Consider the following 13,800-nt stretch of genomic DNA (forward strand, 5'->3'; position numbering starts at 1 on the left):
ATATTGATTAAAAATTGAATAATATTTTTTAAGATATAAATTATAACTTGTTTATTATTAAAACAAAGGCAAAGTTTCAAACATGCTAAGTCAATTGATAAAAAAACCATCGCCTATGATGGTGGGTATTGATATAGGATCGCACTCTATCAAGGCCGTGCTTTTAAGTGAAACAGAAACTGGGCTTCGACTAGAGGCACTTGCAATTGAACCTATGCCAAAAGGCGCTATGAGCGAGCGTAACATCCAAGATATTGAAGCAATTGGCAATGTGATAACCAAGTTAAAACGAAAACTACCAAAGTCATTAAAGTCTGCTGCTGTTGCTGTATCAGGGCAAACAGTGATTACCAAAGTCATTTTCATGGATGTTTCCTTAAGCGACGCTGAATTAGAGTCACAGATTGAGATTGAAGCCGATAGTTTGATCCCCTATCCGTTAGATGAAGTCAGTTTAGATTTTGAAAAACTCTCTACTAACAGTGCCGATCCGAGCAAAATTAATGTTCTACTTTCTGCAGCGAGAACGGAAAGTGTGGAAGCGAGAGTAGGCGCACTTAGTGCTGCTAACTTAACTGCAAAAGTTGTGGATGTTGAAAGTTATGCATTAAGTCGGGCTATGGATGTTTACTATCAACAGCTCCCATCTGATGCGTTTGATAAGACCGTTGCGGTAGTTGATATAGGTGCAGTGCTTACCTTAGTCAGTGTAGTGCAATCTGGTGAAACAATTTATACCCGCGACCAAGTATTTGGTGGTGACCAATACACAAATAGTATTGTTGCTTACTACAATAAAGGCTTTGATGAGGCTGAAATTGGTAAAACAACGGGTGATTTACCTCCTAATTATACATTTGAAGTGTTAGCGCCTTTTCAAACCTCGCTATTGCAGCAAGTTCGTCGTGCTGTACAAATGTTTTTAACCACAACGGGTAAAGAGCAGTTGGATTATATCGTACTGACTGGCGGTTCTGCCATGATTAAAGGTATTGATAGGTTATTAATTGAAGAATTAGGGATACATACGGTTGTTGTTGAACCATTTGATAAAATGGAAATATCACCTAGAGTAGATCGTAATATAATACAGCGCCACCGCACTCAGTTTGCAATTGCGACCGGCCTGGCGTTGAGGAGTTTTTCATCATGCCACATATAAATTTACTACCTTGGCGTGAATTACAGCGTGAGCAATCTAAAAAGAAATTTATTACATTGCTGATGGCCGTGGTTATAGCTTGCTTTGTAACTATGTATGCGCTGAGTACATTCTATAGCGGTCTAAAAGAAGGACAAATGCTAAAAAATAACTACCTCAGCTCAGAAATTACAATGCTTGATCAAAAAATTCGCGATATACGTGATTTAGACAAAAAAAAAGAAAACCTACAACAACGTATGCGTTTAATTGAAGAACTACAAAGCAGCCGAAATTTAGGCACGCAAATAATGGATGAAGTGGCAAAAATAGTGCCTGCCGGGGTTTACTTAACCAAGCTTGAGCGTAAAGGTAGTCAAATTCATGTATTAGGTAAAAGTGAGTCTAATAATCGTTTATCCACTATGCTTCGACAGGTACAAAGTTCTTATTTATTAGAGCGCCCGACAATGCAAGGTATTGTTGCAGGTGAGCAGTCTTCTCGTTTACTCAGCGATTTTAATATGGAGTTCTACGTAAAACCATTTGGCAGAATAGGTGAGGTACGTAATGAACCTTGATTTTAAGTCGTTTTCAGAAATAGATTGGAATGAAATAGAGCTTGATAATATAGGCGAGTGGCCAGTTATTGTAAAAGCAATATGCTGCTCTTTTGTTGCTTGTCTCGTATTGTTTTTTAGCTACAGTTTATTAGTGTCAGATGAGATAGAAAGCTACCATAACGCGGTTGCCAAAGAGATAGAATTACGCACAACTTATCGAACTAAATATGCAGTTGCCAGTAAGCTCGATATCTATCGTGAACAAATGGTTGAGATGGAAGATAAGTTTTCTCAGCTATTAAAACGTCTACCTACCTCAAATGAGACGCCAGGATTATTAGATGACCTTTCCTATGTGGGGACAACCAGCGGCTTAACATTTTTAAAAATTGGTTGGCTACCAGAAGTTGAAAAAGAGTTCTATACCGAACTACCCATTAAAATTGAAGTGGTAGGCACTTATCATGAGTTTGGTGAATTTGTAGGAAAAGTGGCTCAATTGCCAAGAATAGTAAGTTTACACGACTTTTCTATTTTATCATCTGGCGAAAAGCAGCTAACATTTAGTGTAGTAGCAAAAACTTATCGTTATGAAGAGGGAGTAAGATGATGAAGCAACTTCCCTTTTTAACTGTCGCAATATTGTTGCTCAGTGGCTGTAATGAAGATACATCTGAGCAAAAAGAATTTATTGATCAGGTTAAGGCAAACACTACTGCACGTGTAGAAAAAATACCTGAGTTAGTTAAATTTGAGCACTTTGAATATAACGCCAAAGATATACGTAGCCCTTTTGTAGCACCAGAACCAGAAATTATACAAAATAAGCTAACACAAGTTAAAAACTGTCTTCACCCAGACCCAGAACGTGTTCGTCAACCTCTGGAGAAGTACCCATTAGATAATTTATCAATGAAGGGCACAATAGGATCGAACGGCAAGACATGGGCGCTCATTACAGCTGCTGATAACACCTTACACCGAGTATCCATAGGGAGCTATTTAGGTACCTATGATGGAAAAGTAAGCAGTGTTAACAGTGACTATATTGAATTAGTAGAATTAATCCCTGATGGGTCAGGTTGTTGGAAAGAACGTTTGACCAAATTAGAAATGTTAGAGGCGGCAACTAATGGCGCAAATTAATAAGAAAAATGGTATTCCCTATATGCACAAAGCTGAGTGTTCGCATCACCGTATTTTAACGACGTTGCTATTTGTATTTTTATTACTAATTACGAAAACAGTCAGTGCAGCCCCTTTACTCTATGATGTTCGATATAATCCATTACTTAAAGGTGAAACCGAATTACAGCTAGTATTTGATGAAGAGTTACAGCAACAACCTGAGGTACAAGTTTTTAATAGTCCGGCACGTATAGAGCTATTATTTAATGCTGTTGAACTAGATGAAGGGTTGGCAAATATTGCTATTAACCAAGCAGGAATAAGTAACATCAGCAGCATGATGACCAGCGCGGGTTTAAAGGTAACCATTAATTTGGAGCGATTAAAAATATATGAGACTGAGGTAAACAACAATTTAGTTTCAATAAGAATATCTGATAATCCTCTAACAGAGCAAATGGTAACAACAAGTGAAGATACACCTGCTTATACCTCTAATTATATTAATGGCATTCAAGCAATTGATTTTCGCCGCGGTGAAAAAGGTGAAGCAAAAGTACTTGTTTACCTGCAAGATACACAGGCTGCTATTGAGGTTCATGAAAGTGGCGGGAAAATCATTGCAGAGTTTCATCATACCGATATTTTAGATGACTTATTGTATGAATTAGACGTACTCGACTTTGGTACTGTAGTGAGCAGTATAGAAACGTTTAAGGAAGATAATCTGACACGCATTGTAATTGAACCTAATAAAGCTTTTGCTTACACGTATCAGCAAATCGAAAATATTTTTACCTTAACGGTTGAGAAAGACGAGACTCAAAATGGATTTTTAGATGGAGGCAAAGAATACTTAGGCCGCCCTATGACGCTTAATTTTCAGGATATCTCTGTTCGCGCCGTGTTACAGATTATTGCGGGCTACAATGATTTTAACTTGGTAACAAGTGACTCAGTAACTGGCAACATTACCCTTCGCTTAGATGGGGTTCCTTGGGATCAGGCATTAGACGTCGTGCTAAGAATAAAAGGCTTAGACAAACGTATGGATGGTTCTATTTTAATGGTGGCGCCATCTGAAGAGCTTGCTGCCCGTGAAGCAAAAGAGTTAAAAGCGAAGCAACAAGTTGAGGATTTAGAGCCACTATATAGTGAATACATTCGTTTAAATTACGCCAAAGCAGAAGATTTTGCTGACTTATTAAAAACAGATACCAATAGCATTATTACAGCGAGAGGCAGTGTGTCTGTTGATCAACGTACTAATACGCTATTAATGAAAGACACGGCAAAAAGCATTGAAAGTGTTCGCCGCATGGTCGAAACCTTAGATATACCGGTCAAACAAGTGGTTATTGAAGCGCGTATGGTAACCGTTCGTGATAATGTAACCGAAGACTTAGGCGTTCGTTGGGGCTTCAGTGATCAACAAGGTTCTGATGGTGTCTCTGGTACATTAGAAGGCGCTGAAACGATTTCTAATGGAAATATTCCTAGCCTTTCAGATCGACTCAACGTTAATTTACCTGTCGCAAATCCATCGGCAAGTATTGGTATGCATATAGCTAAACTAGCTAATGGAACGTTAATTGATTTAGAATTAACTGCGCTCGAAGAAGAAAATAAGGGTGAAATCATTGCTAGTCCGCGTATCACCGCTGCTAACCAGCAAAAAGCGCGTATTGAGCAAGGTACTGAGATCCCATATGTTGAATCTGCTTCAAGTGGCGCAACAACTGTAAGCTTTAAAAAGGCAGTGTTGAGCCTAGAGGTAACACCTCACATTACACCAGATAACAAAGTTATTTTAAACTTAATAATTACTCAAGATACTCGTGGTGATACTGTTCAAACAGGAACTGGTCCTGCTGTTGCTATTGATACGCAACAAATTGAGACTCAAGTTCTCGTTGAGAATGGACAAACGGTAGTGTTGGGTGGTATTTTCCAACAGCAAATTATTAATTCGACCAAAAAAGTACCTTTATTGGGCGACCTTCCTTACGTAGGAAGACTATTTAAAAGCACAAGCGAGTTTAATGAAAAGCGCGAACTGCTGATTTTTGTCACACCTAAAATTCAAATAGACTAATTACCTAACCTGAGTGCTGCTTGAGACAGATTGACTCTTCAGGGCTTTGGTTACTCAAACTATCTAGGCTGAAAGACAAACTAGATGGAATTGGTATTTAGTTATGTTGGTGTGAACACTCCCTGTAAATGTACAATTAGGCAGTATATAATTTTATATTGTGTACTGTACTGCGGATGCATTTTAAGACTACGTTTATGTTGTTTGTGACTGAGTTTTTTATGAAATTACTATACAAAAGCACTTACTAAGTAACACGTAGTAACCTTTAATTGCATAAATTTTAACCCTAGAAGATAAACTTGCCTATAATAAGGTGCTTTTTTGTTAACCAATGGGTAATTATTTAGTTTAATTGCTCGTTATATGGCTTTTTATCCTAATTGACTTGAAATACCCGACCGATTACTGAGATAATCCCTTTCTTAATTTTGGGGCCAGGTCGTTAGGCGGGGTTTTATTTCAAATTTTAGAGTTCGTTTGTACTAAAAGATATGGCTGAGAAACGTAATATATTTCTAGTTGGCCCCATGGGGGCTGGCAAAAGCACGATTGGTCGTCACATCGCTGACCAATTACACCTTGAATTTGTTGATTCTGATCAAGAAATCGAACGTCGCACGGGCGCAGATATTGCCTGGGTATTCGATCTTGAAGGTGAAGAAGGCTTTAGACTTCGTGAAGAATCTGTTATTGGTGACTTAACCGAGATGCAAGGTATTGTTCTTGCTACTGGTGGTGGCTCAGTAATGAGTAAAGAAGTTCGAAACAAGCTTTCGGCTCGCGGTATTGTTGTATACCTAGAGACACCGATTGAAAAGCAAGTTGCACGTACGCAACGCGACAAGCGTCGCCCATTACTGCAAACAGAAGAAGCACCTCGTGATGTACTTGAGCGCTTAGCAGAAGAGCGTGAACCATTATATAAAGAAGTAGCTGATTTTGTTGTACGCACTGATGAGCAGAGCGCGAAAGTTGTTGCTAACCAAATAATCGAGAAATTGGATTTTTAAAAGCCAGTATTAAAAAGGACTAACCCAGCATGCTTGAATTAACTGTTAATTTAGACGAGCGAAGTTATCCTATTTATATTGGTCAATCTGCACTTCAAGATACAGGCCGTCTAATCCATCATATTGGTGATTGTCGGCCTATCATCATTACTAATGACACTATTGCACCGCTCTATCTTCAGCAGTTGCTTGACTCATTAGCACAGCTAAACCCACTTCATTTTATTATTCCAGATGGCGAGCAATATAAATCGCTTACCTGGTTTGAAAAAATATCAGCATTCTTACTTGAAAATAATTGCGGTCGTGACACCTGCTTAATTGCATTAGGTGGTGGCGTAGTTGGTGACTTAACTGGTTTTGTTGCTGCCTGTTATCAGCGCGGTGTGCCTTTTATCCAAATTCCTACCACGTTATTATCTCAAGTCGATTCTTCAGTTGGTGGCAAAACAGCAGTAAATCATCCGCTGGGTAAAAATATGATAGGGGCTTTTTATCAACCCCAGGCTGTGTTTATAGATACGCGTTCTCTACATACTTTACCTACCCGAGAGTTTGCTGCAGGCATGGCTGAAGTTATTAAATATGGCCTAATTTACGACACTGAGTTGTTTGCTTTTTTAGAGCGAAATATCGCTCAATTACAACAGTTAGATGAAGCCTGTTTACAGCATATTATTTTTAGATGCTGTGAAATTAAAGCGCTTATCGTTGCACAAGATGAGAAAGAGCAAGGCTTGCGTGCGCTGTTAAATTTAGGGCACACGTTTGCCCATGCTATAGAAGCGCAAATGGGCTACGGCGTGTGGTTACATGGTGAAGCTGTGGCAACAGGTATGGTGCTTGCTGCCAAGCTTGCTCATACTCGTAACGACTTAACACAGCAAGATGTAGAGCGTATTACCACATTAATAGCAGCGTATAATTTACCAATCGAAATCCCTAGCGATATGACTAGTGAGCAATTTTTACTGCATATGCGCAAAGATAAAAAGAATAAAAAAGGGACTATCCGATTTATTTTACCCACCAAATTTGGTCAGTGTGCATTAGTTGATGATGTATCTGATGATCAAGTTAGAGCGTTGATCGAGCAATAAATGCAGTCACAAATTTTACCAAGCCGTGCGGCTTTGGTGGATAGAATCGCATTACAATTTGAATATGGTCAAAACCTAATTGTTTTATTGGGTACTTCTGGTCTAGGTAAAAGCTATTTGCTTGAAACCTTCATTACTGATAAATATAACGATTTTAATAAAGCATTTGTGCAAGTAAGCGCACAGATGACTGATGTGCAGTTAATGACTCAGTTATTAGAGCAAAGTTTTAATGCCCCTTTAATTGATCACAACCTAAGCTTATCGCAAAACTATTATCAATTAGCGCAACAGCAACAATGTGGGGCGTGTTTGTGGGTTATTGATGGCGGCAGACACCTATCTGAAGAGCTAATCGCAGAGCTTGAGCTACTATCAAAAAATGCACCTAATGTACTTTATATTATGATTGCATCGCAGTCTAAACTACCCTTTAAAGATGCAGTAAATATACATTTAGAGCCATTAAATATAGTTGAAAGTAAGCAGCTTATGGGGTGGTACTTTACGAGCTTACCTTATGATGAAGATCCTGTCTTTCAAACCTTTTTAGTTGAAGCTCAAGGTAACCCGAGTCTGTTGTTAGCCTGGCAGCCAAGCGAGCAGGTTGCTGATATTGTCGTTAAAGATAAGGTGTCTTGGCGCTTACAGTTGCTCACATTATTATTGATAATTATGCTGTTGATTATTGGTCTTGTGTACAAAGCCGATATGACCCAGTGGTGGGAAAATGCTAATCGTCAAATTGATGAGCAAGTGCTATCAACCGCCATTACAACTGAGCAAGCTATTGAAAATAAACCACAGCAACTTATACCACCTGTAAGTAGTGAGCCGTCAGCGGCTGTCATTCAAAAGCCCACTCAAGACACCACCAATAATAATGTTCCAGCGATTGTCGAGAGCTTAACGGAATCAACGATTGTTGTTGAGCAGGAAAAGCCGGAATTAAAACCGATTACTAAACCTGCACAAACAAAGCCGCAAAACCAAATAGTAAAAATACCCAGTAATTGGTACTTACAACAACCTGAGAATAATTTTGTTATTCAGCTCTTAGCCGTAACTCAGCAGCAGGTAGGTAATGAGTTTATTGCTAAACATAAGCTAAAAAGTATTACTAATACATACCAAACTAAACGAAATGGTAAAATATGGTGGGTAGTAACTACAGGTAGCTTTGCTAACTTAAATGAGGCAAAGCAAGCACTGCAAGGGCTTCCTGCAGGGGTTAGAAAAAATAAACCTTTCTATAAAAAAATTAGTAAAATAAAACAAGAAATTGCACGAGTTGATCAGTAAACTCAGTAACTTTAGTGTAAAATCGCGCAACACCGAATTGAAGTAAAGAGCCAATGCAGCAAAAGAGTAGAGCCTTCCTTAAGTGGGCTGGCGGAAAATACAGCCTCGTTGAAGATATTAACGCGCGACTAAATCAAGCAAGTAAGCATGCAGATACTTTGGTTGAACCTTTTGTTGGTGCGGGCTCAGTGTTTTTAAATAGCAATTTTAAACACTATGTACTTAACGATATTAATGCTGATTTAATCAATTTATATAAAGAGCTCAAGCGTTCGCCTGATGAGTTTATTAGTGATGCCAAAAAGCTTTTTGTTGATTTAAACAACCACTCAGATGCGTATTATGATTATCGCGTGCAGTTTAATCAAAGCAGCGATGTATATGAGCGAGCCATCTTATTTTTATATATGAACCGCCATGGTTATAACGGATTATGCCGCTATAACTTAAAGGGCATTTTTAATGTGCCTTTTGGTAAATATAAAAAGCCTTATTTTCCTGAAAAAGAAATGTACTTTTTTGCTAGCAAAGCGCAACAGGCTACATTTACTTGCCTAGGGTATGATGATGTATTCAAACTGGTGCCTAATAATGCAGTGATCTATTGCGATCCGCCTTATGTGCCATTAAGTAAAACGGCATCCTTTACTTCGTATGCAAAAGGCGGGTTTAATTTGGACGACCAGGCTAATTTAGCGAACTTAGCTGAGCAAGCGGCATTTGAGAATAATACGCCGGTCCTTATTTCAAATCACGATACGGTATGGACACGCAAAATTTACAGCCAAGCTTCTTTGGATAAAATTCAGGTTAAACGCACGATTAGCCCAAAAGGCGGTTCACGAAATAAAGTTGATGAGCTAATGGCTATGTACTTAGCACCGAAGTCACGGTTGCGTAAATAGCCAACACAAATAATACAAAAAGTACCACGGCAATAGCTATTAATGTAATAGGGGAGTGGTGTTTAAAGTCTGTTTGACGTTTATCTTCGGATTGCACACCAAAAAATGCAGCTAGCACACTTTGTAACGCGCTTAAAAAGTGCTGCATTAATTAAAATAATGGTTTGATTGAAGAGGGTTTGTGATTGTCATCAGTACCTGTTAATAACTCTAGGAAGTCTAGATAATGGAACTGTGCACTGCGGCTATCGCCGGTTAACCAAGAAGCCCATGAGGAATCTTCTTCAATTTGAATACAGCGGTTTACGCTATGATTGATAGCGTTAGTTTGCTCTTTATGAAAACAAGTGTTGGCAGAGCTTAATTCTTGCTCCGTATTTGAAGAAAGCGACGCTGCTCCAATAATGACACTTATCGACGTGATTAATAATCCAATTTTAAAAGCACGCATAATATAAACCTAATAATTTAGTTCTTCGCGAAGCATAACAAAAATCGCTTAAATAATACACTTTATTTTTAGTTATATTCACAGCTAATCATACCGCAGAATTTTTTATAAGCATGTTTTATCCTTCTTAGCTCACGCAGCTTAACTGTTGTTATAGTTAAAGACAGTTTGTCATTGGTGTTGCTATCTTAGCGCTATTTTTTAAAGGTGTTACTTGGGTAACATCGTTAATTAAGTTACATTAACGCCATAAATTATTCATTAATGGATTAGCGATGCTCAACTGTGAACAAAAATACTTAATAGCGCCCTCAATATTATCTGCAGATTTTGCACGCCTTGGTGAAGATGTCGACAAAGTGTTAGCTGCAGGAGCTGATGTTGTCCATTTTGATGTAATGGATAACCATTATGTCCCTAACTTAACAATAGGCCCAATGGTGTGTAAAGCACTTCGCGATTATGGGATTAAAGCTCCTATTGATGTTCATTTAATGGTAAAACCGGTAGATAGCTTAATTCCACAATTTGCCGAGGCGGGTGCATCAATTATTACCTTTCATCCAGAAGCCAGTGAGCATATTGACCGTACTTTGCAATTGATAAAAGATCAAGGCTGTCAGGCTGGCTTAGTGTTCAACCCTGCAACAAGTTTAAGTTACCTCGATCACGTTATGGATAAAGTAGATGTGATCTTATTAATGTCAGTAAATCCTGGGTTTGGTGGGCAAAGTTTTATTCCACAAACACTGGAAAAACTGCGAGAGGCAAAGCAACACATTATTGATTCAGGGCGTGATATTCGTTTAGAAGTTGATGGCGGTATTAAAGTAGATAACATAGCTGCAGCGGCTGAAGCGGGGGCTGACATGTTTGTTGCAGGCTCTGCTATTTTTAATCAGCCTAACTATAAAAGCGTAATTGATGAAATGCGCCAACAATTAGAAAGTATTAAATAATGAAATATGATGCTGCACTATTTGACTTAGACGGCACGCTAGTTGATAGCGTGTATGACTTATATATGGCCTTAAATCTTACGCTAAGTGATTTAGCGTTTCCCATAGTTAGTCAGCGATTAGTTGAAAGCTGGGTAGGTAATGGCATAGAGGTGTTAGTAAAGCGAGCTCTATGCGGTGATATGCAAATTAGTGAGCACCTCGATGAGGCTTTAAGCGAACGAGCTATCAACCTGTTTTATCAACATTACAGTGAGCAGGTTGGTGAATACAGCGTATTATATCAGCATGTTGAAACTGGACTCGCAGCCCTTAGTGGTATGCCCAAAGCACTTATTACCAATAAAGCACGCCGCTTTACTGAACTACTTTTAGATAAACTGGCTATTCGCAGTCATTTTGAAGTAATTGTTTGCGGTGACGACATGGCAAAAAAACCGTCACCTGAGCCACTCTTATTTGCTTGTAATGCATTGAATATTTCGCCAGATAAAGCCATTATGATCGGTGATTCAAAGAGTGACATACTGGCAGCACAAGCTGCTAATATTGATGTGATAGCCCTTACTTATGGGTATCATCAAGGAGAGCAGCTAGGGGATTATAATCCACAGTACCTATGCGATAACTTCTTAGCTATAATACCGACACTAACGCAGCGTTAAGCATTTCAAATTAAGTAAAAATAAAGGAAAATCATGAGTAAACCAGTAGTATTAAGTGGCATGCAGCCAACCGGTGGTATGACAATAGGCAACTATGTTGGCGCTATTAACCAGTGGGTTAAGCTACAGGAAGAATATGATAGCTACTTTATGCTTGCCGACTTACATGCAATTACTGTACGCCAAGACCCTGAGTTATTACGTGCTCGCGTTTTAGATGGTGTTGCTTTATATACGGCGTGTGGCATTAACCCAGAAAAAGCGGCATTATTTGTTCAATCTCAAGTGCCAGAACATGCACAACTTGGTTGGGTATTAAACTGTTATGCGCAAATGGGTGAGCTTAATCGCATGACCCAGTTTAAAGATAAGTCGGCAACGCATGCAAATAATATTAATGTGGGTTTATTTGCTTATCCAGCTTTGCAAGCAGCTGACATTTTATTATACCAAGCTGATAAAGTACCAGTTGGCGAAGATCAAAAGCAGCACCTAGAGTTAACTCGTGATATTGCGAATCGTTTTAATAATGTATATGGCGACATTTTTACGCTGCCAGAACCTTATATTCCTGAGTTTGGTGCGCGAGTTATGAGCTTGCAAGATCCGCTGAAGAAAATGTCTAAATCTGATGAAAACCCAAATGGTTTTATTATGATGTTAGACGAGCCGAAAAAGATTGAGAAAAAGCTTAAAAAAGCGGTTACCGACTCAGACGAACAAGCACGCATTTATTTTGATCGTAGTGAAAAGCCAGGTGTTTCTAACTTACTTACCTTATTAAGTGTTGCGACTAAGCGTTCAATTGAAGAGCTAGTCCCTGAATACGAAGATAAAATGTATGGTCACTTGAAAAAAGACACCGCAGCAGCTGTTGTCAGCATGATAGAGCCAATTCAGGCTCGTTTTAAAGAAATACGTGAAGACCAAACGTTATTAAATGACATTATGAAAATGGGTGCAGAGAAAGCCAGTGCCCGTGCTGAGAAAACATTAAAAGCAGTTTATGATGCGGTTGGGTTTATTCCACGCCCATAAGCCTGTTTTTTTGCAGATATAAAAATGCCGCTAATTTAGCGGCATTTTTATATTACGCTGATTAACATTAAAAAGCTAAATATAGACAAAAGTAACAATGCTTGCTTGTCTGTTTTATCCATTACTCGGCCTTAACGGTTGTTTTGAAAGTTGTATTGTTAATATCAACTAAAGATACTTGGTAGCCTTTATTTTCAAGTAATGTCAGTAAGCTACCTTCTCCGGCTAGGTGGCCTGCTCCCACGAGAACAAATTCACTTTTATCGTTATTAAACATTTGCTCTACTTTAACTAGCCAGTTATTGTTTCTATCAGTCATTAATTGTTTATAAGTTGCAGGATCATTTTTTTGCATCGTTTCAAGTGCTACTGTGTAGAGCGATTGCGTATCACCTTTACGCCAAGCTGAGAGTAATTTTTTAAACATCACACCGTAATTATCAAACTCAGCTAAATTATTTTTGATAAAGTCATTTTCGCTACCTTCACCCATAGTCTTAAATAACTCTAACTGAAACGCCATAGTCTCTAAGTATTGTTGTTCCTTATTATCTAATGTCGCTTTTTTAGTAAAGTAAGCGTCAACGCCTTCACCCATTAAATTTTGTTTTTGCAGCTCCATCGACATCAGCACAATACTAACCATTGCAGGACGAAAGTTATCTAATTTAGTTAGGTTTGCACCAAATTCAGCCAGCTTTTTTTCTAATGCTAACTTTACCTCTGGAGTTAGCTTTTGGCTCAATGTTTCATTATTTTCATAAGATAGTGCGCTCAACATTTTCATTTGTGCTTGTGCATCGCTAGGATCAGGTATTGGTGTTTCTAATACAATCGTATCTGCTTGTTTATAGGCGTGGCTAAACTCCACTGGTAGAGGCATCTCTGACTTAGGTAAAATGTGTACTGTGCCGCCAATAAATAATGAGTCATTTCCTTTACTCACTTGCCACACTGAACTTTGTGCTTGTACAGTCGTTGCTAATAAGCAGCCGCTCAATAATACGGTTGCTGAAAGAACTTTTTTAGTAAATGTATTCATAACACTTCCTTAATGTAATTTTATTTATTATTGATTGGTTAAAATAGTGCTTATATAAGTTGTTAGTGACGACGTTATTTTTGAAAGGTTACTATCAATTTTTGAGTTCATCTTGTTGATGGACGATTCAAAGTCGGTTGCAATTTGGTTCTCTATACTAGTAAATAATGTTTCAGTGTTTACTTCATGCTTGATGAGTGAGTCAGTGTTGGTAGCATAAATTATTTGATTACTATTGATGACTATTTCACCCGCTGCACATTGATCTGAATTGGTTAGTAGCGTGTTGTTTTTACTTTCTGTAGCGACTGCAGAGGCTGTACTAAATACTGTTGCTAATAAAATTACGGGTAATACTTTTTTAGTTGCGTTATTCATAATGAAACCTTTTTTATGTT

16 protein-coding genes are annotated in these 13,800 nt (G+C 38.3%); 12 read left to right on the top strand and 4 right to left on the bottom strand.

What is annotated here, in order from left to right; translation table 11 throughout:
• Window positions 1-82: 82 nt before the first annotated feature.
• The 9 genes from CWB75_RS02305 (at window position 83) to CWB75_RS02345 (ending at window position 9,247) form a co-directional block, all read left to right on the top strand.
• Window positions 83-1,162, top strand: coding sequence for a pilus assembly protein PilM (locus CWB75_RS02305; RefSeq protein WP_010390429.1), 1,080 nt, complete (start codon window positions 83-85; stop codon window positions 1,160-1,162).
• Entirely contained in the window at window positions 1,150-1,722 is a 573-nt protein-coding gene (locus tag CWB75_RS02310) for a PilN domain-containing protein (protein WP_054202545.1), read from the top strand. The genes CWB75_RS02305 and CWB75_RS02310 overlap by 13 nt, the downstream gene beginning before the upstream one ends.
• The gene (locus tag CWB75_RS02315) at window positions 1,712-2,314 is read left to right on the top strand and encodes a type IV pilus inner membrane component PilO (RefSeq protein ID WP_010390431.1); all 603 of its coding nucleotides are present in this window, start codon (window positions 1,712-1,714) and stop codon (window positions 2,312-2,314) included. Before CWB75_RS02310 ends, CWB75_RS02315 begins: the two co-directional genes overlap by 11 nt.
• Complete coding sequence (locus CWB75_RS02320; protein ID WP_010390432.1) at window positions 2,314-2,850, top strand: pilus assembly protein PilP; 537 nt, start codon at window positions 2,314-2,316, stop codon at window positions 2,848-2,850. Before CWB75_RS02315 ends, CWB75_RS02320 begins: the two co-directional genes overlap by 1 nt.
• Complete coding sequence (locus tag CWB75_RS02325; RefSeq protein ID WP_010390433.1) at window positions 2,837-4,927, top strand: type IV pilus secretin PilQ; 2,091 nt, start codon at window positions 2,837-2,839, stop codon at window positions 4,925-4,927. Before CWB75_RS02320 ends, CWB75_RS02325 begins: the two co-directional genes overlap by 14 nt.
• A 494-nt stretch (window positions 4,928-5,421) precedes the next feature.
• Window positions 5,422-5,940, top strand: coding sequence for a shikimate kinase AroK (gene aroK / locus CWB75_RS02330; protein ID WP_008466255.1), 519 nt, complete (start codon window positions 5,422-5,424; stop codon window positions 5,938-5,940).
• A 29-nt stretch (window positions 5,941-5,969) separates the two neighbouring features.
• Window positions 5,970-7,040 (top strand): 3-dehydroquinate synthase, encoded by a 1,071-nt coding sequence (gene aroB / locus CWB75_RS02335; protein ID WP_075170537.1) that lies wholly within the window; start codon window positions 5,970-5,972, stop codon window positions 7,038-7,040.
• Entirely contained in the window at window positions 7,041-8,342 is a 1,302-nt protein-coding gene (locus CWB75_RS02340) for an AAA family ATPase (protein WP_138569787.1), read from the top strand.
• A 53-nt stretch (window positions 8,343-8,395) separates the two neighbouring features.
• Window positions 8,396-9,247 carry a Dam family site-specific DNA-(adenine-N6)-methyltransferase gene (locus CWB75_RS02345; RefSeq protein WP_010390441.1) on the top strand — a complete coding sequence of 284 codons (852 nt, stop codon included), beginning with the start codon at window positions 8,396-8,398 and terminating at the stop codon, window positions 9,245-9,247.
• On the opposite strand, the gene CWB75_RS02350 is transcribed toward CWB75_RS02345, so the two are convergent.
• Both CWB75_RS02350 and CWB75_RS02355 read right to left on the bottom strand, forming a co-directional pair.
• Window positions 9,210-9,395 carry a DUF2970 domain-containing protein gene (locus tag CWB75_RS02350; protein WP_041709648.1) on the bottom strand — a complete coding sequence of 62 codons (186 nt, stop codon included), beginning with the start codon at window positions 9,393-9,395 and terminating at the stop codon, window positions 9,210-9,212. The genes CWB75_RS02345 and CWB75_RS02350 overlap by 38 nt on opposite strands.
• 3 nt (window positions 9,396-9,398) lie before the next feature.
• On the bottom strand, window positions 9,399-9,698 hold the full coding sequence (locus CWB75_RS02355; RefSeq protein WP_138569788.1) for a hypothetical protein: 300 nt from the start codon (window positions 9,696-9,698) through the stop codon (window positions 9,399-9,401).
• A gap of 275 nt (window positions 9,699-9,973) precedes the next feature.
• Here CWB75_RS02355 and rpe point away from each other — a divergent pair, with 275 nt between their 5' ends.
• The 3 genes from rpe to trpS are packed head-to-tail and all read left to right on the top strand — an operon-like array spanning window position 9,974 to window position 12,360.
• Window positions 9,974-10,657 carry a ribulose-phosphate 3-epimerase gene (rpe, locus tag CWB75_RS02360; RefSeq protein WP_138569789.1) on the top strand — a complete coding sequence of 228 codons (684 nt, stop codon included), beginning with the start codon at window positions 9,974-9,976 and terminating at the stop codon, window positions 10,655-10,657.
• The gene (locus tag CWB75_RS02365) at window positions 10,657-11,322 is read left to right on the top strand and encodes a phosphoglycolate phosphatase (RefSeq protein WP_055012259.1); all 666 of its coding nucleotides are present in this window, start codon (window positions 10,657-10,659) and stop codon (window positions 11,320-11,322) included. The genes rpe and CWB75_RS02365 overlap by 1 nt, the downstream gene beginning before the upstream one ends.
• A gap of 33 nt (window positions 11,323-11,355) precedes the next feature.
• Entirely contained in the window at window positions 11,356-12,360 is a 1,005-nt protein-coding gene (trpS, locus tag CWB75_RS02370) for a tryptophan--tRNA ligase (RefSeq protein WP_010390450.1), read from the top strand.
• A 121-nt stretch (window positions 12,361-12,481) separates the two neighbouring features.
• Here trpS and CWB75_RS02375 read toward each other — a convergent pair whose 3' ends face one another.
• Both CWB75_RS02375 and CWB75_RS02380 read right to left on the bottom strand, forming a co-directional pair.
• Window positions 12,482-13,402 carry a TraB/GumN family protein gene (locus CWB75_RS02375; protein ID WP_138569790.1) on the bottom strand — a complete coding sequence of 307 codons (921 nt, stop codon included), beginning with the start codon at window positions 13,400-13,402 and terminating at the stop codon, window positions 12,482-12,484.
• A gap of 27 nt (window positions 13,403-13,429) precedes the next feature.
• The gene (locus CWB75_RS02380) at window positions 13,430-13,780 is read right to left on the bottom strand and encodes a hypothetical protein (RefSeq protein WP_010390454.1); all 351 of its coding nucleotides are present in this window, start codon (window positions 13,778-13,780) and stop codon (window positions 13,430-13,432) included.
• Between the last annotated feature and the right edge of the window lie 20 nt (window positions 13,781-13,800).

Source organism: Pseudoalteromonas sp. S1608 (assembly GCF_005887265.1).
GTDB classification, from domain to species: Bacteria; Pseudomonadota; Gammaproteobacteria; order Enterobacterales; family Alteromonadaceae; genus Pseudoalteromonas; species Pseudoalteromonas undina.

Coding starts and splice junctions, on each gene's coding strand:
- CWB75_RS02340 (WP_138569787.1), top strand. CDS start 7,041: ATGCAGTCACAAATTTTACCAAGCCGTGCGGCTTTGGTGGATAGAATC.
- rpe (WP_138569789.1), top strand. CDS start 9,974: ATGCTCAACTGTGAACAAAAATACTTAATAGCGCCCTCAATATTATCT.
- CWB75_RS02310 (WP_054202545.1), top strand. CDS start 1,150: ATGCCACATATAAATTTACTACCTTGGCGTGAATTACAGCGTGAGCAA.
- CWB75_RS02345 (WP_010390441.1), top strand. CDS start 8,396: ATGCAGCAAAAGAGTAGAGCCTTCCTTAAGTGGGCTGGCGGAAAATAC.
- CWB75_RS02380 (WP_010390454.1), bottom strand. CDS start 13,780: ATGAATAACGCAACTAAAAAAGTATTACCCGTAATTTTATTAGCAACA.
- CWB75_RS02325 (WP_010390433.1), top strand. CDS start 2,837: ATGGCGCAAATTAATAAGAAAAATGGTATTCCCTATATGCACAAAGCT.
- aroB (WP_075170537.1), top strand. CDS start 5,970: ATGCTTGAATTAACTGTTAATTTAGACGAGCGAAGTTATCCTATTTAT.
- CWB75_RS02365 (WP_055012259.1), top strand. CDS start 10,657: ATGAAATATGATGCTGCACTATTTGACTTAGACGGCACGCTAGTTGAT.
- aroK (WP_008466255.1), top strand. CDS start 5,422: ATGGCTGAGAAACGTAATATATTTCTAGTTGGCCCCATGGGGGCTGGC.
- CWB75_RS02355 (WP_138569788.1), bottom strand. CDS start 9,698: ATGCGTGCTTTTAAAATTGGATTATTAATCACGTCGATAAGTGTCATT.
- trpS (WP_010390450.1), top strand. CDS start 11,356: ATGAGTAAACCAGTAGTATTAAGTGGCATGCAGCCAACCGGTGGTATG.
- CWB75_RS02315 (WP_010390431.1), top strand. CDS start 1,712: ATGAACCTTGATTTTAAGTCGTTTTCAGAAATAGATTGGAATGAAATA.
- CWB75_RS02305 (WP_010390429.1), top strand. CDS start 83: ATGCTAAGTCAATTGATAAAAAAACCATCGCCTATGATGGTGGGTATT.
- CWB75_RS02350 (WP_041709648.1), bottom strand. CDS start 9,395: ATGCAGCACTTTTTAAGCGCGTTACAAAGTGTGCTAGCTGCATTTTTT.
- CWB75_RS02375 (WP_138569790.1), bottom strand. CDS start 13,402: ATGAATACATTTACTAAAAAAGTTCTTTCAGCAACCGTATTATTGAGC.
- CWB75_RS02320 (WP_010390432.1), top strand. CDS start 2,314: ATGAAGCAACTTCCCTTTTTAACTGTCGCAATATTGTTGCTCAGTGGC.